We start from the raw sequence: 25,340 nt of genomic DNA on the forward strand, positions 1-25,340 counted from the left end.
CACCACCTTACTTAGAAAACATTTTCATGATCTCATCCCACGAAATTTTTTCTTCGTAGCTATGTTGAAAATAGTTTAGGACTTGCGTCAAAGGGTCTCCATCATCTAGATAGGCAAGAACTGAGTAAAACATTTTGTCGTGTTCAATCAGTATATCCGGGTGAGTAAAACTGGTTCCTTCCGTTATGTAAGCTAAAAAATTATACAAATTATGATCTTCGTAGGGAGTATCACTATAAAGAATGATGTATCCATCAGGAGTTATCGGAACACCGTTTATTGTTTCTGTTACCGGCTCCCATGATATTATGGCATCGATCCTATTGGAGATATCAACTTGAACATTTTCAGGTGGAGCAGGTGGGGGATGGATGATGGAAAAAGTATCTTCTGTTATCTTCACAGTTGAATTTCCAAAGCAATCTCGTCCAATAAACTTGATTACTGCGTCATAGCTCTCATCAAACGGTACTTCCCAGGCATAACTACCGCTATTCTCATAATCAGCAGCAATTAGAACGAAATCCTCATTCTCATTGTGCCGAAACCACAATGATATCGGATTGGCAGCCATATTAGTATCTTCTGCTATCCAGAGAAGATTCTGATTACCACCACTGTACCAGATCTCGCCACCAATCGGAGAAATCAAGCTTAATAACGGATCTATTGTATCGAGTACGAAAATCTCTGTATCTGTGTAAACCGATTGAGCGGTTATTTGAGCAATTAAGATCAGCAGTAAATAAACCCAACAGATTCTTTTCATTTTTTCTACTCCATCTACATTAAAGAATAACTTCAAACTCATTTGATTATTTCTTGTCAATTTTTATCATCGGATGAATCTAAACTATCATTCCTGTGCGATCAGTTCAGTGAGTTCGTCGTTTTATTAGGAGATCTCAATAAAAAGTCTCTCCACTGAGATCAATTATAGCTGTTTAAACTACTATTACTCTTATAATAAGTATTGACAACCATGTTACTTGTCGATAGGATACGTCCGGTATACAGAGGCATAAAATCAATCATGAAAAGAGAGCGTTATATTGCCATGATAACCAGTAAATTCAACAAAACAAATTAGGAGGAAGTATCTTGGGAGTATTCAAGAACCTTTTATTAACTGCTGTTTTAGCAACAGCAATATTTCATTTAATAGCACAGGAATTTGCCGGAGGTTCCGGTACACAAACAGATCCATGGCAGATAGAGACAGCAGGGCATCTGAACAATGTTAGGAATTACATCGGGTCAGCTCATCATAACAAATATTTCGTACAAATTGCAGATATTGACCTCTATACGGCTACCCGCGAAGGCGGAGTTTACTGGAATGATGGAGAAGGTTGGGAGCCGATAGGTTATTATATTAATATGGGTGAAGAAATGCCTTTCTCAGGTAATTATGATGGTTCAGGATATAGTATCTATGGTATTTATATTAATAGACCAGAAACAGATCGTCAGGGTCTATTTGGGATAATAAACGAGTCAAATATTTCAAATCTGGGAGTTGTTGATGTTGAGATAACAGGCAATTACTCTGTAGGTGGCCTTGCAGGATATATCGGGCAAAATTCTTCTGTCATCAATTGTTACTCTATAGGTATCGTGAATGGTTATTCACTATTGGGTGGTTTAGTTGGGATCAGTCAATACAGTGATATCTTGCAATGCTATAGTCATGCTAATGTGACTGGATACTCAACAGTCGGTGGATTAGTTGGTTCAAACAGTTTCTATAGTGCTGTAGACTTATCATACAGCACCGGAGATGTAATTGGTGAATATCAAACCGGTGGTCTTACAGGTGTTAATATCGAAGATTCAGTTATTAGTAATTCATTTAGTACTGGAAGTGTCACCGGAGTATATAATACTGGTGGTTTAGCAGGATATACTGAGTATCAAAGCACTATATATGGTTGTTACAGTGAAGGTAGTGTAGCAGGTGAACAATATGTCGGCGGTTTAGTGGGCAATATTGGATCAGTATTAATTAGAGATAGTCATAGCGCCAGCAATGTTACTGGGGTAAATCATGTTGGCGGTTTGGTGGGAATTATTTGGGGTGATGTATTACGTTGTTACAGTATTGGCAGTGTATCTGGCACAACAAATGTTGGCGGTTTAATTGGAACACGCGCAATTTCCGGTTATGTGGCACTATCATATTGGAATATAGAAACCTCCGGACAGAGTCAGAGTCAAGGTGGTTTTGGCAGGACTACAGAGAGCATGACCTTCCCCTATGCAGAAAACACCTTTGTTAATTGGGATTTTGAAGATGTCTGGGGAGCAGATGAGGAATATAACGTCAACTATGGATATCCATATGTAAGGGGATTGATATATCTGAGTTCAGACGAAATTTCTATCCCTATTTCTCAAAAAACACTTTCCAACTATCCTAATCCTTTCAATCCGGAAACAACTATTAAATTCTTTCTTGGTCAACAGAGTGTAGTTAAATTGGTTATCTATAACATCCGGGGACAGAGGGTTGCAACGATCTTAGATGAATTGAAAGAAGCTGGTGAACATTTTGTGATCTGGAATGGCAGGGATTTCAGAGGTGAACCACTTCCTTCCGGTACCTATTTCTATCAATTAACCACTAATGATAACATCTTTACTAACAAGATGCTGTTACTAAAATAATACAACAGTAAAGGATACAGTAATAAGGGTTCGTATTATTTCAATAAGATCATTTTCCTTGTTTGTCTGGTAGATGGCGATCTGAGCGAATAGAAATAAATCCCTGAAGGATATCCATCAGCATCCCAATTTATGGAATGTTTACCTGATTTAAACTCTTCGAGGAGTATTAACTGTCCTTTCAAATTAAAGATCTCAAAGAACCCACTATCTCCGTCCTTGATCCGGAAATCAATCGTAGTAGAGGGATTAAATGGATTGGGGTAGTTCTGTGAGAGATAATATATCGGGGAAATATCGACGATATCATCATTATTAGAAGATGGAAACCAGATCAAAGTAGCAAATTCGGGATGATCTATGAAGGGATTTCTGTTTTGTTGATAGTTGTGATATATAACATCGTTTCGGTATATCTCTCTATCGTCAGGGGGATCGGCAAGATGCCATTCATAAAGAGTTGAAAAGACACCATGAAACGGTTCATTATTCGGTGCTGAAGGAGCATAGTCGACCATTTCCAGATCAGGTCCTCCGACACCCTCATATCTAACGACCATATAAAAGATCATTCTCGCCACATCTCCTTTATCTTCGTCTCTCGGTTCCCAAGTATAAGTAGTAGTATAACATCCGGTAGGGCCGTCCGGGTCTATGTATTCAACCCCTCCATTATCAAAATCTTTATTACCACGTGCCGAATTGACCGAAATGTCGCAAGGGCGTATATGATGGACATCTGTACCTGCTCCCATACCTGTACCGAGGTTTCCATGTGAAACTGCCCAGACATGCTCTCTGTTCCAACCATTACCCTCATTGTATTCCTGTGCAGCATCTACCGACCAGCCGGTATAGATCAGTATCACATTATCCGGATTATCGGGATCTCTGTCGGTATCTTTGAGAATATCCCAAAGACTGGCATAAGAAAAGCAAACATGGTCCTTGATAATATTATGAAGCGCTTCTTTCAGCTCTTCTCCGGTCAAACCTTCCGTTCCGTCATAATAACCTTCAGGTATTTGAGCCGACAGCAATGAACAAAGAAATAGCAAAACTAATATATATCTCACATTAACCTCGAAATTTTTTTATGAAGAACTTAATAAAGTTTAGCATGTTTATGTCAATAAATACAAAGCGTCGGAAACATAATGAAGTAGGTGTCATAGAATTCATTAAGCAGATAATAAGTCAGCAAATTAAGTGAATAATGAGTTGAAAAAGATAAATTGTTGAGGAAAAATAGATTGACAATTAAAAGATTTTTTATGAAATAGAAGAGTAAAAAAGGTTGTCCCACTGTACCAAGATCAGACGAGTTACTAATTAGATTTTTTTGTACGAAATGATATATTTTGAATGAAAAAAGGAGGTTGAAATGAAAGCGATCCATACGAGTAATGTACCGGCGGCTATTGGTCCATATTCTCAGGCAATTTATCATAAGGGTTTACTTTGTGTGACGGGTCAAATTGGCATTGATCCGAGCACTAATAAATTAGCGAGTTCCTTTGAAAAGCAAGTAGAATTGATCTTTCATAGTTTAAGTAGCATACTATCTGCCAGTGATATGACCTTTGCCAATGTAATGAAGGTTACCGTCTATTTAGAAGATATCTGTCACTTTGAAACGCTTAATAAGATTTACGCTCGATTTTTTTCCGAACCTTATCCGGCACGTGAAACGGTACAGGTAGCGCGAATTCCTCTGAATGCGGCGGTAGAGATATCACTTATGGCTCATGAATAGGAAAAGTATCAGGTAGATAATATAGTCTGAACTTTCATGCATAGGCAAAGTATTCGGAAATTATTGTCTCTGCTATCAAGCCAGCTATTCTCGACGCTTCATAGCAAATTTATTCTTTTTTCTAATCTAACATAGCCCGATATTCTGCTGCTTTTACCTCATTGCCCATTTTTTCGTAAGCAGAAGCCATATTCTTACATATCTTTATCGTATCGGGATGCTTTAGACCAAACACTTCGTTATTTATTGAAAATGCTTGTTCATAGTGTTCTACTGCCTTGAGGTAATCTTTTTTATCAAAGTAATCATTCCCTATGGCATAAAAACAACAACCGGTAGTCGGGTGACGTTCTCCTAGTATTTTTTTAATAGGAGTTAATGCCTGTAGATGATATTCTAATGCTCTGTCGAAGTTACACATAGAGTAGTAAACATCACCAATATTGAAATGAGTCATAATAGTATCAGGATGGTTTTCTCCCATAATCTCTTTCTGGATTACATATTCCTGCTCATAGTATTTTAGAGCGGTTTTCAAATTACCTTGTGCTAAATGAGCTTCTCCTAAAGCAGCGAGACAAGCAGCAGTATGGGGATGCTTATCACCAACTACCAATCTCATTATCGCCAATGCTTTCTCGCCATTCATCACTGCTCGATCATAATCTTTTTTACGGTTTAAAGCCAAACTAAAAATAGCATGATCCGCAGCAGTATTTATATGCTGTTCTCCAAAAAGCTCTTTATCTATCTGGAGGGCTTTTTCTAAACTAACCAATGCTTCATCATAAAGACCTTTATCAATATAAGCTCTCCCGATGCTTCTCATACAACTTGCAGTCATAATGTGCTTATCGCCAAACACTTCTTCACTTATAGATAACGATAGTTTAAAACTATCGATAGCTTTTTCAATCTCTCCGAGTCCATAATATATGTGACCAATATTGTGATGTGTTCTGGCAGTTTCTCTATTCCGTTCACCCAGTGCCTCTCTCTGGATTGATAGAGCTTGCTCCATATATTTTATCGCTTCTTTGTCGTCACCCTTTTCAGCATAGTATATGCTGATGTTGTTGAGAGATTTAGCAATATCCGGATGCCTGTCTCCTAATATCTCTTTGTCTATGTTAAGCGATTGTTCAAAATATCTCAGTGCAGTATCAAAGTCACCTTTCTGAAGATATACTGCTCCAATGTTATGAATGGTTTTAGCATAATCTTCGTGTCTTTCGCCAAAAAGGTCTTTGAGAATAGACTCTGATTTTGCTAAGTAAGATAATGCCTGGTCATATTTTCCTGTATCAGAATAGACATTGCCAATACTACAATACGCTATAGAAGTATCCTTGCTTTTCTCACCTGATGTTTCTTTCCAGATAGATAAGGCTTTTTCGTAATGTGACAGAGCTTGCTCGAACTCCCCCTTAAATGCATAGATCAAGCCGATGTTTTGATAAACGGATGCAGTATCACTACTTTGCTCACCGTCAAACTCTTGGCGAATATCCAATGCATCTTCAAAACAGTTCATTGCCTGATCGTATTCGCTTTTATCTCTGTAAACGACTCCGATACCGTTCAAACTTTCTGCTACGTCCGGATGCCGATCACCCAAAATATCCTTCCTGATTGCTAAAGACTTTTCTAAAAAGTGTAATGCTTTTTCATATTCTGCTTTGCTGCTGTAAACGCTACCGATGCCGAACAAAATCCAGGCAGTATCCTCGTTCTGTTCTCCGTAATTCTCTAATTGGATAGACAAAGCTTGCTCATAATTAACTAATGATTGGTTATAGTTGGTTAGAGTGTAGTAAGCTAAGCCCAAATAATTGTAAATCCTGACGATCTCAGTGTATCGATCGCCTAAATGTTCTTGAGCAATCTTCAATGCAGATTGATAATAATCGATACTCGTAGCAAGGTGATTTTTCTCCATTTCATAGTTGCCAGTTTTTTCGTGATAATCAATCGCCTTAGCCCAAATATCAGCTTTAGAGTAATGTTCGGCGATCTCAGCATATTTAGTTCTGTCTTCCGGATAGAGTTTCTCCATTATCTCACCAGCGAGACGGTGTAATTTCTTGAGCTGTTTCTTGAGCTGCATGTTATAAACAGTTTCTCTTAAAAGAGCATGACTGAAAATATATTTTATCTCACTCAAGGCATACCAGATGTGCTCCTGTTCACCATAGTGCAGTTGGCTCTTGACGATCAGTTCATTCATATCATCGGGACGGTGTTCCATGGTCTCTATCATTTTACAGAGTACTGCTACGGCAAACTCCAGCCCTAAGACACTGGCTGTCTGCACGGTCTGTTTCAACTCAGCATCTAAACGGTCTAATCTCGCTACAATCACTGCCTGTACCTCTTTTGGGAGTTCTGCTGTCTGATCTTTCAGGTAGTAAATGTTATCACGTACTTCGAACTTCTCAGTTTCCTGCAGATATTGTGTAAGTTGCTCTACGATAAAGGGATTGCCTTGAGAAATAGAATAGACATAATCGACAATATCAGATGCCAGATCTTTTTTCAAAATCGATACCATTAAATCTTGAGCTTGTGTCTGATCAAGTCCGACAAGCTGAATGGTCTCTGTCAAGACATCAGGATCTAGTTTGATCTGCGGATTGGTGCCGTCATCAAGCACACGAGAGTTAAGAATTAACTTGAAAGGGATAGCTGCTGCTCTGCGGGTCAGTATCTGCAGAGTATTTGCTGATTCCTGATCCAGCCAATGCAAGTCTTCAATAACCAGTATGACCGGTTTGACTGAGCAAAAGATCTCTAAGAGAGATTTGAGAGCAAAACCTTTGACTGCCGGTCTGTATCTGGGGTCCAGATTGGCATAGATACTCCCTTCCCACTCCAGCCCTATAAGTCCGGCAAGTATAGACTCGATCCTGTCTATCTCCAGCAGCTTTGTGTTCGGTATCTTTAATTGCTTCATCCTCTTTTTGAACTCTGCCCAGTTATGGCGGAAGTCTTTTCTGCGTTCTGTAATACTACCGGTCATCTTTGTGGTAAGTAACTGTCTAATCCAGTGACTAAAAGGGTTTAGGGGTTGCCGGTGAATAGAATCGGTCTTTAATGTAAAACACTGAGCTTTGTCTCCCATCTTCTTTTGCAGTTCATAACTTAATCTTGATTTACCCTGTCCCGCTTCACCGTAAAGGTAAGTGACACCGGCAAACTTTCCCTGCCAGAGAACTTCGCAAGTTTCTGCCAATTTGTTCAGTTCTGTTATCCTGCCAATAAACTCAGTACGATAACCCGATGCAGATTGCCACTCTACTTTAGGGAGCAGGCGGAAGGTTTTGATCGGCTTAGGAAATCCTTTGAACTCTACCCATCCTAAGTTTTCATAGGTAATGCCATTACTCGTTTCAGTGCGGATATAATTGTCAGCCCAAACATCACCCCATCCGGCTCTCTGCATATAACGGTAAGCCAGATTAACAGCCATACCGATAGCGGTATAATCTCCCCGTCTGCGAGAGCCAATGAAGCCGGTAAAGGACTTTCCGTAAGATAATCCTACCCTAACATTCTTTTTACATAGCGACTGGAGTTCAATAGCGAAATCGACAGCTCTGGTAGCTCTCTTTTCATAAGCAACAGGTGCTCCAAACAAAACTAAGGCGATCCATCCCTTATCCGAGCACTCGATATTGTTAAAATAACCGCCATACTTCTCACAAAGGTTAATGATCCTGCCGATTTGCTTGTCATTGGGTACGGCTAAGTTGATGAAGCAGGAGAGTACATCCCGGAACTCACCATCAATTTTCAGATCAAGGATCTGCTTGGGGATAAATAATTTCTGAGACAAACAGCTGAGGGATTTATCGGCTAATGTTTCAGGTAATTCGGATTTTTCTAAGATATTGTATCGTTTATCTATTTTAGCAGTAGTGATATTCTTTTTATCAACTGCAGAGAGAATATTTTGTTCTATTACTACCTGATTCTCTGCTGATCGTTTTCTCGCTTCCACTGCTCTATTGAATCCATCCCCACAAAACCAGTAGGCAAATTTCTCTTTGGCAGGGATAATGTTCCATCTGACCTTGCCTTTAGCTAAACCTATACTGGCGGATACTTCAAAATCACCAAATTCAGTCTTTTGCAGCCCACTCTTCAAAAAGAAATCCCTAATGCTAAGTGCAGCATTTAAGGGTCTATCTGCTCCATTATTAAGAAAAACTGCTGTGAATGAGTCTCCGGCAAAGACAGCAATGAAACCGCCACGCTTCCGTATTGCCTCTATTGATGGCGTAAAGATGGCATTAATAACATTGATCAATACCTCTGTGCTCTCTTCAGATTGCTTCATCAGAGTATGGGTGAGTTGGGCAAAACCTTTCAGATCAACATTCAAAACATAAGCATCAAAACTCCCTTTAAAGTCTTTCTCTCTTGCCTTCCTTAGAATAAAATCGGGAACTAAACAACGCATATCGCCTCCCTATCATATCCTTCTAATCTCAAAATTCCCTCAAATTATTACTAATATTTTCTAATAAATCTGTAAAGCTATATTTTTTTAAGTTGAAATATTGCTGACTGATAGATGTTACGACAATACTAATGAAACTATAAATGTCCTTGTATCAATCAATGCAGTATTCTAACTTAGTTTTGCAGTAATCATATGTTTCCTGTTTTCTCTTTGCTTTACAGAGCAAATCACATTACCTTCTGTAACAAACTCGGTCTTGATCTCTGCTGCTAACATTATACTATTCAACTCCTCAGTTTTTTTGTTGGTTGTCATCATATATCACTTGACCAAAAAGCGGGAATAATGTCGTCCTGGGCATTCGTAAAGTATAAGAATAAAGAAATAGAGGTTTGGAATGAAAATTAACAGAGTTATCCTGATTCTACTTCTATGTAGTATGAGACGGCAGGAATGATAACGGAAGAACGATACTCTCCGGCGTTTATTTCTCTAATCTTGTAACAGAGAGTAATAAATATCTAAACAAGTAAGATGCTCTAGCTTAAGTGATTTTTAAAAGTTAAACCCCAAGCACACGCTATTGGGTTAGTTGTTGGGATGTGGTTACCAAAAAACATTTGACTATCTGATCCATTCATATTTTCGTCTCAGGAAAAGCATTATGAGAATCGGATCAGAAACATGATATGTCCCTTATGTGAAAGAGACACCGACAAGATCGTTTCATCAGAGATAGATAAGCGTCTCTACTACCTCTGTGAGAACTGCTTGCTCATCTTTGCCGATCTACAACACCATCTGACTCCGAAAGCTGAAGCAGCACGCTATAAAACACATAACAACAGCATCAACGAGTCGGGATATGTCAATTTTCTCAATCGTTTAGTTAAACCGCTCCTACCTCTCCTGAACGAAAGAATGCTCGGGCTCGATTATGGCTGCGGTCCGGTACCAACCCTCTCACTCCTTCTCAAAATGGAGGGGATAGAATGTGAGGATTACGACCCCTTTTTTGTCAGAAGGATACTTGATAAAAAGTACGATTTCATCCTCTCAACAGAATGTTTCGAGCATTTCCATAAACCCAAAAGTGAACTGCAAAAAATATCCAAACTACTGAAAAAGGGTGGTTATCTTGGTATAATGACTGAGCTATATTCATCGCTTTCGCAATTCAAAGAATGGTATTATGTTAAAGACCACACTCATGTAGTTTTCTATCACATCAAGACCATCAGTTTTATCTGCGAAAACTATCAGTACGAACTGGTCTGGCACGATAACCATAGGGTATTTATCCTCAGAAAGCTATGATCTTATAATGTAGTGAAGCGGTTATTTTTCAACCTATAGATATACAAACTTCCTGAAGCACTAAATTCTTACTTCATTATGCTATTCAATATCTCAAGTTCATTTTCAGTTATCTTCACATAACACTTGACCCAAAAGCGTGAATAATGTCGTCCTGGACACTAGTAAAGTATAAGAATAAAGAAATAGAGGTTTGGAATGAAAATTAACAGAGTTATCCTGAGTCTTCTAATATGTGGGATGTTGTTACTTTTTCCTGAGGTAAAAGTGCACTCTGAAACAAACAGTTCTCTTATTGAATCAATAAGGTTATTCAATTTTGAGGGTAATTTGCCGCCTCTGGTTAGTGATGAATATATCATCATTGTGGATGGCAGGCGGGCTAAAAATCATAATAACGCAGTACTTTTTTCTCAGGTTATTGATGATTCTGCTGAGATTGAGAGATACAGCTTTCATTTACATATAACACCCGGTGCGGAGGGGGCAGGTCTTGCTCTGATCGATCTCGAGCATACCGGCGATGATACACTCTCCTATAAAGCTCTATCCTGGGAACAGCCTAATTTTACCGGTTCGTTTGGGTTAGGGTTTGATGTTTATAATCCCCGAACTTCCCATTGGTTTGATGAAAACGGAAATTTCTATGGTCGGGAAGAGAGGGAGATCTCACTGCACTGGGATAACCGGGAGGTTTTCAAGATGCTTTCGCCCATAGAATTTAGATCAGATCCTCTCGAGTTTGATTTTGTCGAATGCGATCTGATGATCAGGTATGTCGTGGCAGGCGCAGAGATATCCCTCTACCTGAAAGAGGAATTGATCATTGATAGCTATTTTATTCCGGGGATGGTGCAATATCATAAATCTCCCGTTTTTGGCGCTTCAATTGGGGAGTTAACCACGACTGTCATAATCAAGGATTTTGAGATATCAACAGAGGGTCAGAAATCGGAGTTTGCTCATTTAGCCCGAATTGATCTCTTGCAGGATGAAGTTTTTCATGCCGGAAGGCGCAATATGTCCTCTACAGTTGACTTTCAGGAAATACCCGAAGGTAATCACAGAGTTATTATGACTCTTGATCTCGGTGCTCCCGAGGGTGGCTTTTCAGCTTGGGATGTCGGAGCTGCTATTTTCTTGATCGACTCTGACTCTATCCGTTATGAGGTCTGCAGATATATCACCCCCTACAACAGAGGTTATATCTGGGAGTTCGATGTCTCACATTTTTTGCCGCTGTTTCAGGATGAGAAAGGGCTCTATGCTGAAGTTAATACCTGGGAAGCAGTAGCAGAAGATCCCGGAGAGCAAAAAGGATGGAAGGTTACGACGTTTCTCGATTTCTATACAGAGAATCAGGGCTTGGAACCGTTCTATGTGGAAAATCTCTGGAGTGGCTATCTGGAATATGGAAATCCCGAAGATCCGATAGAGAATAAGTTACCGGAGATAAGGGTAGCAGTACCTTCAGAAGCACGGTCAGGCAGATTACGGATCGTTGTTACAGGTCACGGTATGGGTCCGAATACAGGTGGGGCAGGGGAGTTTATGCCGGCAGAAAGGACGGTTATAATCAATGGAGTCGAGTTTACCGATCTTCTCTGGAACAGAGACTGCTATCTCAATCCCGTTAGACCACAGGATGGAACCTGGAAGTTTGACAGAGCCGGTTGGGCACCGGGAAGCATAGTAAATGCCTGGGAAATTGATCTTACAGAATTTGTTCAGAGTTCTGATGAATTGAGTTTACAATACATTCCAATGGAATACCTAAATGAGAACAGGGGAGATCATCACCCTGCACATCATCTCTTTGAGTCTCAGATAATATTCTTCAAATGATAGAAGAATAAAAGTTTCTTCCTATTTATGAAACTTCCTGATGAACTCTTCCACTTCGGGGATGCCCCCCTGATATATCAGGTACCCGTTATACGGCTCTCCGGCTGTAATATCTCGTGCTACAGGGGTTAGCATCATTCTCCTCACCTCTTCAGGATCGTCTGTCTGCCCCAATACCCAGCCAAGTTTAATGTATGCTGTTTCCGGGAGCATATTTTCTGCCGGAACGATCCCATAACTCATCAAGTCACGACCTGTATCATAGACAAACATATGCACAAAACCCCAGAGTGTCTGGACGGTCATATAGATGTGGATACCTTTGGCAATTGCTCTTTTTATTGCAGGATAGAGCGGTTTGTTGATATGTCCCAGTCCGGTTCCGATGATAATGATACCCTTATACCTGTTATCTGTCAGGGAATCGATCATATCGGGGTGCATATTGGGATAATAGTAAACCATGGCAACCCGTTCTTCAAAGTAGGGCAAAACTTTTACTTTCCGGTCTTTACGACGCAGATTGTAATCACTCTTTATCGGTTTGATCTCACCGAGTTTTACTGTCGCCAGAGGTGTATCACCAATAGTTCTGAAAGTCGAGCGGTAAGAGGAGTGCATCTTTCTTACCCTTGTGCCCTGATGGAGTAATCCATATTCATCACTGGTAGGTCCGAACATGCAAACCAACACCTCAGCTATATCGGAATTTCCTGCTGTATAGGCTGCGTGCATCAGGTTTAATGCCGCATCGGAGGAGGGGCGGTCAGAAGATCTTTGAGAACCGACCATCACAACAGGGATAGGTAGATCCTGCAACATATATGACAGGGCAGCAGATGTGTAGTGCATGGTATCTGTTCCGTGACCGATTATAATACCGTCAACACCCTTTTCTATCTCTTCACCGATAGAGATTGCCAGTTTTTTATACTGCTCAGGCCCCATATTCTCAGAAAAAACCGCAAAGAGTTTTTCAGTCTCCAGGTTACAGATATCTGCCAATTCAGGGACAGCACCGTATAACTCTCCCGGTGAGAAAGCAGGTATAACCGCACCAGTTCTATAATCCAATCTCGATGCTATCGTACCACCAGTACCGAGGAGTTTTACTTTCGGCAGTCCCGGTGTATAGGGGAATTCCTTCTCGGGGATCTTATAATGTGCCTCTTTGAAACTATCCTCTCTCATACTGGTTATTGTCTCGATGTCTATGCCAACATTATAACCGGTCGGGAGTTTGATAACTATATGCCGGTCATCATCAGTCTCCGATCTCGGCAGGATTATCCCCTGAAACTTTCCCCGGGTGGTTTCAATCGTACAATTTCCCCAGACTCTCATCTTGAAGGATTTCAGTAATTCTAACGCTCTGCCCTGGTAACCTTTGAAATAATCAAGCATTGCCGTTACCCCCTCTGATTTCTTTCCTAACCAGCTTCTCTAATTCTGTTAGTGGGATGTTACCGAGAGCATCCTTTCTTAGTCTTCCCATAATCCAGTCCCTCTCAGCCAGAGGTTGGTACTTTGATTTATGCTTAAATGCCTGATACATCTGGTGCAGGATCGGAATTTCCTTTATGATCTCATCTCTGCTTATTTTATTGTATCCTACGAGTGTGAGTAGTGACGAGAAGAGCATTTTTGGGTTTTCATACAGTATCGGTAAAATCTCATAGATAATGTCGAAAGCGATATCTTTTGTGGTAATGAAGTTAATTAATTCCGAGATCCTTTCCGGTTTGAAAGGCAAGGGTCTGTCACCTTGCAGGGATCTCAGATTATGAGCAAACAACAGGGCAACCTTTTTGGGCGGTAGATTATTATCTTCCGAAATCTTAGATATTACCGGCATCAGGTTATTCCTTAAAATATAGGTATAAGCATCCTGAGGAACAGTCCATTCGGCAAGCTGTTCAAATCTTTGATGAACCTCTATCGGCAGATTCTTTCTCGCTTCTTCTATCATGTCCGAGGAGATGGAGATTGGTTTAGAATCTGTATCGGGATACATTCTGTCAGCACCGGGAAGAACCCTTTCAAAGATATTAGTGCCGTTCGCTAAAGACTTTCGTGTCTCATTCGGGACACCACGAAAAGCGAGTAAACATCTCTCCTCTATGGTCTCAATAGCTGTCTTAAGATCATCTTCGTGTGTCCAGAAGAGAATCTGGGCATCATCTTCGGATGCTTTAAGAATCCGGGCTATTTCCTGCCATTCATCAGGGCTGATGGTAGGAGTTAATTCCTCGGAATGGAACATATTCGGTTTCTCGAGACAGGGTATGACCTTCAACCTGTCGGATATCTCGTCGGCAAAAGTACGCCCCTGCTGGGTGAAGAATGATAAGATGTTTCTAAAACGGGGAAGATTAACAGAGATAAGCAGCCAGTTTTCTTTGGCTGCCTGCTTGATAACGGGGATGTGTTTCCACTTCTGGATCTGGAGCTTCTCATAGCCCACAGACCATTTCTTTTCCTCAACACCTTTATCCTTGAGGGCTTTAACGATCCTGAGCAGGGCGTATTGACGGAAAGCTTCATTATGAGTAAGGATGGGGATCCAAGAGATGTGTGCCACCCCTTTGATCTCTACTCTTGTTCCTCCGGTTACACTTACATTTACATCCTGACGTGCTGCTCCGATACCTGTCCTTACTCGCCCTGAACTTCTGGCCAGGAAACGTATATACTGACACGCTTCTGCTGCCTCAAACGGGGTTAGCATATCGGGGTAGGTCACCGTTTCGATTAGAGGCATACCCAGTCGATCGGTATAATATGTCCGTGTATGCCGGTGATCTGATACCTCACGGCAACTATCCTCTTCGATACTGAATTGGATGATGCGGATCTTCCTGCTGGAAATAGGGATCTCACCCTCGATGCCAACTATCGTAGTCCGTTGGAACCCTGTTGGGATACTGCCGTCGAGATATTGCTTGCGGGTGATATGAAGTTCACCGACGATATTCATCTTGAGCAAGAGTGCGATCTCCATCCCGTAAGCTAATGCTTCTCTGTTCAGGGGGAAGGGTGGAGTATCGTCTATCTCGTAAGTACAGGCAGTTTCGTTCTTGATCCTGTAAACGATTTGCTTTCTTGTTTTAAACTCCATCAGTGCCGTGCCGTCATATTCCCCCAATTCACTGAGAGTCGGTCTCATATGCCGTACGATCTCGGCATCATAGATATCAAGGTCGGAATAGATCCCGGCAGGGCAGCGACAGAAGAGTTTCCGGGAAGTCAGTAATTGCTGATGTACCTCTAAACCGCATTTGAATCCCAATCTCTTATAGGTGTCCGGCGTTGCCGCTTTCAGATCTACCCATCCGACCTCTTGTCTGGTCTCTAACCAGTTCTTTTCCCATTGGTTTTGCATAGTCTTCCTTTGATATGAACCTGAGTAATTTATATACTGGACGAACGGTTTTCATTTTCCCAAATCTCGTCAAGAAAAAGCAAGCGACAGAGATGCTCTATATTGATTTTCCTTCAAGTTTCCCAGCAAACCCAAAAGGTTTTGAAATTTGTTGGCTATATAACATAAAAATAGTGGGACTAACGGGATTGAAACTACAGAATATTGATACTGTTTATTAACCGATTTAATTAGATTCAGCCCTCAAATTTTGGAGAGAGAATAATATTATCAACAACATAAAAATGTTAAATTTTTACTCCTCTTATTTCTCATTATTGCTTCTGATGAACCTGATCACCCGACCTCCAAATTGTTCTGCGTATTGACCATTAATAAAGGCACTAAAACCGATGAGAGCTACCCCCAGAGCGGCACGAGGTCCAATCTCTTTTAATAGAATATTGGAACCTACTAGAAAAAAGCGCAACAATTACCAGATTGAAGATAAATCTTTTCCAGGAGAACTTATATATTTTATATCCCCTTTTGAAACATAATGATTTGTTTCAATTCAGCTAATTATGGCTAATCAGTCAAGATTAAATTGTTGATTAAGAGCGAAGTTAATTAACTTCATAAATAATGGTGGAACATAGCGTGATCGAACCGCCTACAGCACTCCTGCTCTATAAGAGACTGATCGTATAGTTGATTAGATAACCGCACAACACTCCGAGATAGTTTCTTCCCTCTGCTGCAGTCTTCCCGTTCCATTTATTGATTGTGAGTATTTTAGCCAGTTTGCCGATCATTCCTCTATTCAAGATAAGATAGATCTATGAATAGTGGTCTTCTAATTCGGCTCTGTATTTAGTTGTTTTTTCCTGATCACCTAATTCTTCGGCAGTTTTAATTAAATTCTTGATAATTTCAATTGTTTGTTGATTTCTTTTGCCCAGAGTTTTATCAAATATGGGGAGCGCATCTTCATAATATTGCAGTGTTCTTTTAAGATCCCCTTTCCGGGCATGGATCTTGCCGATACTTTGTAGAGTATAAGCAGTGTGTATGTGATTCTTGCCGAGTGTTTCATTATAAATTGACAACGCATTTTCCTGATAATTTAAGGCTTTGTCAAGATCCCCTTTACCGAGATAGATATCACCTATGTTGTGATAGCTGTCTGCTATGCTCGAATGTCTCTCTTCTAATGATTCTCTCTTGATGGTGAGAACCTGTTCATGAAGGCTCAAAGCCTTATCATATTCACCCTTACCAGAGTAAGCATCACCCAGATAGTATAATGTACCAGCAGTCCGTAAATGCCCCTTTCCAAAAATCTCTTCATCGATGGATAATGCCTGTTCGTGATAGATCAGGGCATTGTTATTATCATCCTTTTTATGGTAGGATAGACCGATTAAATTAAGAGTAATAGCAATTTGGGGATGCCGTTCACCCAGGATCTCCTTCTGGACAGAGAGCCCTTTCTCCAGATAAGATAGTGCTGTATTGAATTTTCCAAGGTGAATACAGACATCAGCCATAGTACATAGGATTGTTGCAGTACGCGAATGCCCTTCACCAGCAATCTCTTTATAGATTTCATAGCCCTTTTTCAGACAATGCAGAGCTCGATCATACTTACCCATAAAGGAGTAGTTAAGACCGATATTTACATAACTGTCGGCTGTGGAATAATACTTCTCGCCCAGAAATTCACGCCTGATCGAGAGCGCCTCTTCCATATATTGCAAGCCTCTGTTCAGATCACCTTTAGATGAGTAAATAGAGCCAATGTTGCACAGGCAATCAGCAACGCTGGGATGTCTCTCTCCGAAGACCTCTTTGAAACAGGAGAGACTCTTTTCATAACAGGGTAAAGCGCTGTTATAATCTCCTTTATAGTAGTACACATTACCCATATTCATAACACCTGTAGCAGTTTGTGAATGCCTCTCACCCAAAAAGTTCATCCATATTGCCACCGCCTGCTCAATATGAATCATGGCTTTATCGTAGTCACCTTTGGAACAATAGACATTACAGATGTTATTCAGGGCTATAGCGCTCTTTAACTGCCCCTCCTCAGAGTGCTCACTGTAGATTGATAATGCCTTCTGATAACAGTCCAGAGCCTCATCGTATCTCTGCTTGTAGCTGCAAACGACACCAATATTGCTCAGGCTGGCAGCGGTTAATAGATGTTTTTCACCGAGCGTGACTTTTCTAATAGACCAAGCCTTGCGGAAATAGATCAAAGCATCTTCATAATCACCCCTGTCTCTCTGAAGAACACCTATATCGTTAAAGGTTGAAGCAGTATCCGGGTGCAGCTCACCAAGTACTTCTACCCTGATTGCCAGAGCCATCTCATAATAGTATAGCGCTCTGTCATATACCCCCTTATCATGATAAACCGAGCCGACATCATTCAAGCAGTCGGCTGTATCGGGGTGTTCATTACCCAACGATTCCCTACGAATAGCCAACGCCTCCTCGAAGTACAGCAAAGCCTGATCATACTCACTTCTTGCAAAATATACAGAACCGATTTTGCTAAGGATGGCAGCCGTTTCAGCACCTCTTTTGTCATATTGAGCTCGGGTTATACTCAAGGCTGCATCGTAATAATGCATACTCGGAGCGAAGTGATAACGATCTATTTCAAAATCACCCGCTTTAGTGAAATACAGGAACGCTTTCTCCCGATCTTCCGCTTTATCGTAATGTTGGGCAATCTCGCCAAACATAGTTTTATCTTCCGTGTACATTCTCTCCATTACCTCTGCTGCCATCAAATGGAGTCTTTTAAGCTGTTTTTTCAACTGCATATTGTAAACAGCCTCTCTCAAGATGGCATGGCTGAAGATATATTTAATCTCGCTCAAGGCGTGCCAGATATTCTGCTTTTCCCCAAAATAGAGATGGCTTTTGACTATCAGATCGTTCAAACTTGCAGAACGGTACTGCATCTTTTCGATCATCTTGCAAAGTACTTCCACGACAAATTCCACACCGAGAACGCTGGCTGCCTGGATCGTTTGTTTTAACTCTGAATCGAGTCGGTCCAGGTGTGCCACGATAACACCCTGTAATTCATTAGGTAGTTCTGATGCCTGATCTTTCAGTTCATAACAATTCTCTTGCACGTCGAGTCTGTTCGTTTCCAACAGATATTTTGTGAGTTGTTCGATTATAAAGGGATTACCCTGAGACAAAGAATATACATATTTACGGAAATCGGGGGTCAACTCTTTCTGCAGGATAGTTTTCATCAAATTTGCAGTCTGGGTCTGATTTAGCCCTTCAAGTTTGATAGTTTCGGTAACCACATCGGGGTCAAGCCTTACTTGTGGATAACTACCATCATCGATAATCCGTGAAGTCAGGATTATTTTAAAAGGGATATTAGTCGCCCTGCGGGTCAGGATTTGTAGGGTTTCTGCTGACTCCTTATCTAACCAGTGTAAATCCTCGATAACCAGAATGACCGGTTTGAAGAGGCACAAAACCTCTATTAACGATTTGAGGGCGAATCCCTTGATTGCAGGTTTGTATTTCGGCTCAAGATTTGCGTAGATACTACCTTCCCATTCCAGGCCGATCAGCCCTGCCAGAATTGATTCGATTCTATTCAACTCGCTGATTATCACCTTACTTTTTGTTAATCTTTTGACCTTTTTCTGGAAGTCAGCCCAATTTTGACGGAAATCTTTACGACGTTCAGAGATAGTACCGACCGAACTTGTAGTGAAGAGTTTTCTTACCCAGTACGCATATGGATTCAAGGATTGCCGCTGAATGGAATCGGTTTCTAAAATATAAAAGTCGGTTTTCTTTCCCATTTTCTTTCGCAATTCGTTGATCAGGCGCGTTTTACCCTGTCCCGCCTCGCCATATAGATAAGTCACACCGGCAAAATTGCCCTGCCGGAGAGGTTCACAACTATCTACCAGCCTCTTCAACTGGGATCTTCTGCCGATAAGTTTTTTACTATAATGAGGTTTCCTGAGCCAATACTGACCCGGAATCAATTTAAAGACCGTTATCGGTTTACGAGAGCCCTCAAGTTTAATCCTGTCCAAAACCTCGAAGTTTATCGAGTCACCCGCCTCATCACGAATAGATCTGTCAAGCCAGACCTCACCCCATTCTGCTCGCTTCATACAGCTATGAGCAAGGTTAACAGATATCCCGACCGCAGTATATTCCGCACGCTTACTGGAACCGATAAAACCGATATATGATCTCCCGTGAGAGAGTCCGACTCTGATCTTCTTGCCATACATTAACTGCACCTCTGAAACAAAATCTAAGGCGAAGGTGCAGAATTTCTCATAAGCAACAGGTGCGCCAAATAAAACTAAGCCGACCCAACCCTGCTCTGAGCAATCTATATTGTTGAAATAACCACCATACTTTTTGCAGAGATCCAATATCTCGCGAATATGCTCCTCCTGCGGTTCAGCAAGATTTATGAAGCAGGATAGAACGTCCCGAAATTCACCCTCCGTTTGCAGGTCTGATATCTGCTCAGGTATGAAGAGTTTCTGAGAGAGGCATCTGTAAGAGACATCGGTCGGGGTATCCGGGAGTTTGGATCCTTTTATGATGTGATAACGTTGATCGATTTGAGTTGAAGTAATGAGTTTTTTATCATAATTAGTTAGAACATCTTTCTCGATAACTATCCTGTTTGGTTTCGAGCGTCTCCTCGCTTCAACTGATCCTATCAAAGCCTCACCTGAGAACCAGTAAACGAATCTCTCTCTGGCAGGTATGATCCTCCATTTTATTACCCCTTTTGAGAGACCTATGCTTGCCGTAATTTCAAAGTCTCCATATTCTGTTTTATGCTTTCCTCCGCTCAAAAAGAAATCCCTGATTTCGAGAGCAGCATTGATCGAACCATCACCCTTCGCCAGAGGAAAAACTGCCGTAAATGAATCTACGGCGAATCCCGAGATGAAACCACCACGTCTCTTTACAGAATCAAAAGATGAACTGAAAAACTTATTTATAGCATTGGTTAAGACCTCTATACTCTCTTCGGATTGCTTTGACAAAGTAGCAGAAAATTTCGAAAACCCTTGCATATAAACATTCAGGACATAAGCATCAAAGCACCCTGCATATTCTTTTTCTCTCGCTTTCCTTAGTATCAAATTGGGAACTAAACAACGCATATTACCTCCCAGAATATCGAAAAGCTCTAAACCATTCTATTTTTGGATAAATATTTATGCAATCTCATTTCTGTAAAGATATTTTATTATACTCTCATCCCTATTATATATCTCCTCGAGCATAAGCTGTTCGGTCTCTTTCTCAGGTCATTTTGAACTTGATTACTTTATATCGTGTTCTGTGGGCAAGAGATATTTCTAATACAAGAGCCAGGCGATAGTAGATAAAGTTATATATTTGCTACCATTGACTACATCGAGCTCGGAAGCAGCCACGAGGAAGTCCTTTCCTCGGTTGTCGGTCAGAGGTTTCAAAATATTAGGGAAGACTTTGCAGAACTTGATTACCATCTGTTGCAGTGAATGAAGGAAACACATCGAGAGCAATAATAAAAGGTTCAAATTCTTGAGCCCTGTATAGGACATTAATTGTATCTGCTTAACCGTATCAGGGAACGGTCGTCTCATCATATCGTGAATCAAACTTGAGATTATACCGCTGCGGGGAGGGATACCGTAATGGAGCAGACTCTTGCTGATAGGGGGCATGGGGTATTTCAGAATATCAATAAGAACGGAAACGGTTAGATAAGCATAAAATCTCTGCAGATGAAAGATTGTGGCACCCGAAGGGTTTATTTGCATTTGGTTAATGTGTTGTCAGGTAAGGCATCAGGTACATTTAGGCAATGCTTATTATAAAAAAAACTGGTGTTAGGCAAAAAAAAAATCGAAAAAGCTTGACAGTATTGACGGAAAATATTCTTGTATCTTTGTAAGCGTCTGCTCAAACAAAACTGTTGTATTAGTTGAGTGTTGAGTAGAACTATTAAACATCAATATCGCAACTGAAACGAGACCATTGTTAACATTTAGCATATCGAGGTCAAGATGAAGTGCATTTTCTGCGAAAATATCTAAATTGTGTGTCGATATCAAGGATAAGTACGACTATATCGTTAAGTCCGGGAATACTCGTCAAACATCGCTTACAAATAACCTCTTAGTCGGTAAAGCCAATCGACAATGATCATATCGGGACCTCTCTCTCATTTCTTGTGAGATAAACAGTTCCCAGTATTCAAGCTTTAATCCTTTTTGGAGGTTTATCATGAAAAGGTTTTTTACATACATTACAATACTAATGTTTTTAATCGGTTTTATTTCCGTTACACCCCTTTATGCAGGGGTGATGGAAGTGGTTAGAGGAGAGCGCCCCTTCATAGATATCTACCGGGTACCGGATGATGCTATGGAAGAGGGACGGATAAGAATAAAATTTCAAAGAGAATATTCCGAGCACCTCGATAATATAGAGTTTACCAGGAACAGGGATGGTATAGTTCTCTCGGGGATCCCGGAAGTAGATGCCCTAAACCGGACTTATAACGTTCATACAGCCGTAAAACTCTTCGACAGCCCAGCTTTGAGAAACGGTTATGAATGGCGTCACCGGGAGTGGGGTTTTCATCTCTGGTATGAACTACGGTTTGATACCCGCGAAGACATCAGGAATATTGTTATAGCATATCGTAATCTGAACAGGGTCATCGAATGGGCAGAACCGGAATATAGGATAGAATTGACGAGTTATGCTGACGATCTTAATTCCGCAGGCAGGGAAGGGAATCGCAGATCTTCTTCCTCCAATGAAGTCTTTTCAACCGATTTTCTGTCCGGACAGACAGAGGGATACCGCTATTCAGATCATATTACAAATCCCGGATCTCCAGGAGAGACAAGATATCGTAATGACGAAGACAGGGATCTCTGGAACCCTGATGATCCATATTTACTTGGCCAGTGGCATTATCATAACATCGGTCAGTTTGGCGGTACACACGGTGCCGATATTGATCTGCTTGCAGCCTGGGATATCGAGAAGGGTAATGATGCCGTAGTAGTTGCTGTTGTAGATGGAGGAATTCAATACGATCATCCCGATCTGGCAGCCAATCTCTGGACGCATCCCGCTTACCCTTATCACGGTTATAATTTCGTTGATAACAGCATCGTAGTTACTCCCCACTATCATGGAGTCCATGTAGCTGGTACGGTAGCTGCTGTAAATAATAATGATACCGGAGTTGCTGGTGTTGCCGGCGGCTCGGGAACAGGAGACGGTGTCAGGCTTATGTCCTGTCAGGTTTATGCTGAAAACGGGAGTGGAGGTCACGCTCAGGCCTTGATTTTTGGTGCCGATAATGGAGCTGCAATATCACAGAACAGTTGGGGTTGGACAAGTCCTGGGGTTTACAGTCAAGCGGTGCTGGATGCCATCGACTATTTTAATATCAACGGTGGCGGTGATGTTCTGGATGGTGGGATAACAATAGTAGCTGCAGGTAATCAAAACAGTTCCGGTAGTTATTATCCCGGCTGTTATGCGGGTGCATTTTCCGTGGCGGCGACCAACTACAAAGATCAGAAAACCTACTATTCAACCTATGACACCTGGGTTGATATCTCTGCTCCGGGTGGAGAGTCAGGCATTACCCAGCTTACCCAGGTGCTTAGTACATATATCGATAGTGATTACGGCTATATGCAGGGAACCTCCATGTCCTGTCCTCACGTCTCGGGAGTGGCTGCACTGGTTATTTCTTACGCTTACCGTAATGGTATCATCCTGACTAACAGCGAACTTGCCGATCTTTTACGTGATACTGCCGATGATCATTATGATGTCAATCCTGATTATATAGGAATGCTGGGTACGGGAAGGGTCAATGCCTACAGGGCATTAATGGAATTAGTAGCTGTGAAGAACCCGCTGAATTTTGCCGCAAGCACGATCAGTGAAGTTCAGATAGATCTCTTATGGGAAAGAACTGATAACAACAATGTTATGCTTCTATGGTCGTCTGACGACATCTTTGGAGTTCCCAGTAACGGAGCTTCCTATTCTCCAGGAGAGTTGTTACCGGGTGGTGGAACTGTTCTCTATCGGGGTAGCGGTACAACATACAACCATACCGGCTTGAATGAAGCGACGAGATATTACTACAGGGCATTTTCCTATAATAGTTCAAACGACTATTCAAGGGGAAGAACTATCCATGCTGCAACAGATTATGACTACTTTACCCTACCCTTTACAGAGAACTTCGATCAGTTCACGAACCTGCCTGACTATTGGCAGATAGTTGATCATCAAGGGACCGGAGAGGTTTGGCTCATCGGGAAAATCGAATGGACACACCTCTCCGGATTGGAAGCTACAACAGGCAACTATGCCTATATGAACAGTGATATGTATGGAAGAGTTGGTTCTCAAAATACGGACCTGATAACTCCGAGGCTCAATCTATCCGAATACACGGCAGTAAATGTAGACTTTACCCATTACTTCATGCAATGGTTAGACGTTTCAACGGCTACTTTCTCCTACAGCATTGATGACGGCAACACCTGGACGGTAGTAAATTCCTGGAGCACAGATACTCCCAATCCCGCTTTCTTTAACCGGAATATTTATGGCGTAGCGGGGGAGGAAACTGTCAGGTTCAAGTGGCATTATGAAGGTGTCTGGGGATTTTTCTGGTGCATTGATGATATTGTCATTACAGGTGAGTATATTGTAGGTTCAAATATGCTGCTGGAATCATATACCTTGAACGGTGATGGGGAGAATACACCTCAATTTGATGAGCTCATTGGCATTGATATCTTGCTGGCTAATACGGGCAATGAAGGGGCAACGAATGTCCTGGCTACATTATCTACAGATTCTCCGGAAGTTATGATCATTGATGGTCAACAGCATTTCGGGGATATTGCTGCCACAAGCACCCTCTCCATAGAAAATGCCTTCACTTTTCAAATAGCAGCCGATATAACCGATCAGACCGGAATAGATTTTCTTCTATTGATCACTTCCGATTCTCAAGATGATCTGACATATGAGATAAGCATTATAGTAAATGCTCCTGATCTGCAGGTTACAGATTTTGAGGTGATATTAATGAATGAAATGATATTCACAATAGAAAACAGTGGTCTTGCCACTTCGCCTGACGGAACTGCAACACTATCGATAGATCATCCCGGGATTTCAGTTAACAATCCTGTTCTGGAATTATACTCTTTTGCTCCTAACTCTTGCAATCAATTGTTTTATTCACTGTCTCTGGGAAACATAGAGAATAACACAGTAGTACCGGTGACCCTAATCATGGATTACGGGGCATATCAGACCGTCTATTCAGACTACTTCACCGTGAATTTCGATATCGTGGAAGATTTCGAGACCGGGGATTTCGTTCTACTACCCTGGCAACATTCCGGTGCTCAAGATTGGTATATTGTATCTGATGAGGTATATGAAGGAAACTATGCTGCCCGGTCGGGTAATCTGGCGAACAATGAATCTTCTGTTCTGGAAGTAACACTCGATATAACTGATGAGGGGATCATCAGTTTTTACCGTAAAGTATCTTCAGGAAGAAGAGCCGGTCTGAAGTTCTATATTGATGGAGTAGAGAAAGGTTCCTGGTCAGGTAATGTTAATTGGTCTGAAGTCACCTATAATGTAGAGGCCGGGACAAGAACTTTCCGCTGGGAGTACATTAACCTTACACCGACAGAGGGTTCTCAATGTGCCTGGATTGATTATATACTATTTCCGAATGTCCAGCTTGCACCAGAGCCGAACATGTATTCTCTTACAATTGTAATAACAGGTGACGGAACAACTTTACCGACGGAAGGTCAGCATCTCTATGTCGAGAATACGCT

At 41.3% G+C, this 25,340-nt stretch carries 13 protein-coding genes; 5 read left to right on the forward strand and 8 right to left on the reverse strand.

The genetic code is table 11. The features are described from left to right. Positions 1-7: 7 nt before the first annotated feature. A complete protein-coding gene (locus K0B81_06650) occupies positions 8-769 on the reverse strand; it encodes a hypothetical protein (protein ID MBW6516277.1) in 762 nt (253 codons plus the stop codon). Positions 770-1,101: 332 nt separating this feature from the next. Here K0B81_06650 and K0B81_06655 point away from each other — a divergent pair, with 332 nt between their 5' ends. Next, entirely contained in the window at positions 1,102-2,667 is a 1,566-nt protein-coding gene (locus K0B81_06655) for a T9SS type A sorting domain-containing protein (GenBank protein ID MBW6516278.1), read from the forward strand. Positions 2,668-2,702: 35 nt separating this feature from the next. Here K0B81_06655 and K0B81_06660 read toward each other — a convergent pair whose 3' ends face one another. Beyond that, positions 2,703-3,743, reverse strand: coding sequence for an endonuclease (locus K0B81_06660; protein ID MBW6516279.1), 1,041 nt, complete (start codon positions 3,741-3,743; stop codon positions 2,703-2,705). Positions 3,744-4,051: 308 nt separating this feature from the next. Here K0B81_06660 and K0B81_06665 point away from each other — a divergent pair, with 308 nt between their 5' ends. After that, complete coding sequence (locus tag K0B81_06665) at positions 4,052-4,423, forward strand: Rid family detoxifying hydrolase (protein MBW6516280.1); 372 nt, start codon at positions 4,052-4,054, stop codon at positions 4,421-4,423. Positions 4,424-4,544: 121 nt separating this feature from the next. On the opposite strand, the gene K0B81_06670 is transcribed toward K0B81_06665, so the two are convergent. Further along, positions 4,545-8,885 carry a tetratricopeptide repeat protein gene (locus K0B81_06670; GenBank protein MBW6516281.1) on the reverse strand — a complete coding sequence of 1,447 codons (4,341 nt, stop codon included), beginning with the start codon at positions 8,883-8,885 and terminating at the stop codon, positions 4,545-4,547. Positions 8,886-9,572: 687 nt separating this feature from the next. Here K0B81_06670 and K0B81_06675 point away from each other — a divergent pair. Together K0B81_06675 and K0B81_06680 are read left to right on the forward strand one after the other, a co-directional pair. Continuing rightward, positions 9,573-10,205, forward strand: a complete 633-nt coding sequence (locus K0B81_06675; protein MBW6516282.1) for a class I SAM-dependent methyltransferase — start codon at positions 9,573-9,575, stop codon at positions 10,203-10,205. Between the two features lie 198 nt (positions 10,206-10,403). Next, positions 10,404-12,050, forward strand: a complete 1,647-nt coding sequence (locus K0B81_06680; protein MBW6516283.1) for a hypothetical protein — start codon at positions 10,404-10,406, stop codon at positions 12,048-12,050. Between the two features lie 21 nt (positions 12,051-12,071). Here K0B81_06680 and gatD read toward each other — a convergent pair whose 3' ends face one another. From gatD to K0B81_06705, 5 genes are all read right to left on the reverse strand, one after another. Beyond that, positions 12,072-13,454, reverse strand: a complete 1,383-nt coding sequence (gatD, locus tag K0B81_06685) for a Glu-tRNA(Gln) amidotransferase subunit GatD (GenBank protein ID MBW6516284.1) — start codon at positions 13,452-13,454, stop codon at positions 12,072-12,074. Further along, entirely contained in the window at positions 13,447-15,432 is a 1,986-nt protein-coding gene (gatE, locus tag K0B81_06690) for a Glu-tRNA(Gln) amidotransferase subunit GatE (protein ID MBW6516285.1), read from the reverse strand. The genes gatD and gatE overlap by 8 nt, the downstream gene beginning before the upstream one ends. 304 nt (positions 15,433-15,736) lie before the next feature. After that, a complete protein-coding gene (locus K0B81_06695; protein MBW6516286.1) occupies positions 15,737-15,901 on the reverse strand; it encodes a hypothetical protein in 165 nt (54 codons plus the stop codon). Between the two features lie 349 nt (positions 15,902-16,250). Then, positions 16,251-20,603: a DUF2225 domain-containing protein gene (locus K0B81_06700; GenBank protein ID MBW6516287.1), complete on the reverse strand. Its 4,353-nt coding sequence runs from the start codon at positions 20,601-20,603 to the stop codon at positions 16,251-16,253. A 198-nt stretch (positions 20,604-20,801) separates the two neighbouring features. Beyond that, on the reverse strand, positions 20,802-21,248 hold the full coding sequence (locus K0B81_06705) for a hypothetical protein (GenBank protein MBW6516288.1): 447 nt from the start codon (positions 21,246-21,248) through the stop codon (positions 20,802-20,804). Between the two features lie 466 nt (positions 21,249-21,714). Here K0B81_06705 and K0B81_06710 point away from each other — a divergent pair. After that, the coding region (locus tag K0B81_06710; protein ID MBW6516289.1) for a S8 family serine peptidase at positions 21,715-25,340 on the forward strand (3,626 nt) is incomplete at its 3' end.

The organism is Candidatus Cloacimonadota bacterium (assembly GCA_019429305.1).
Lineage (GTDB): Bacteria > Cloacimonadota > Cloacimonadia > Cloacimonadales > JAJBBL01 > JAHYIR01.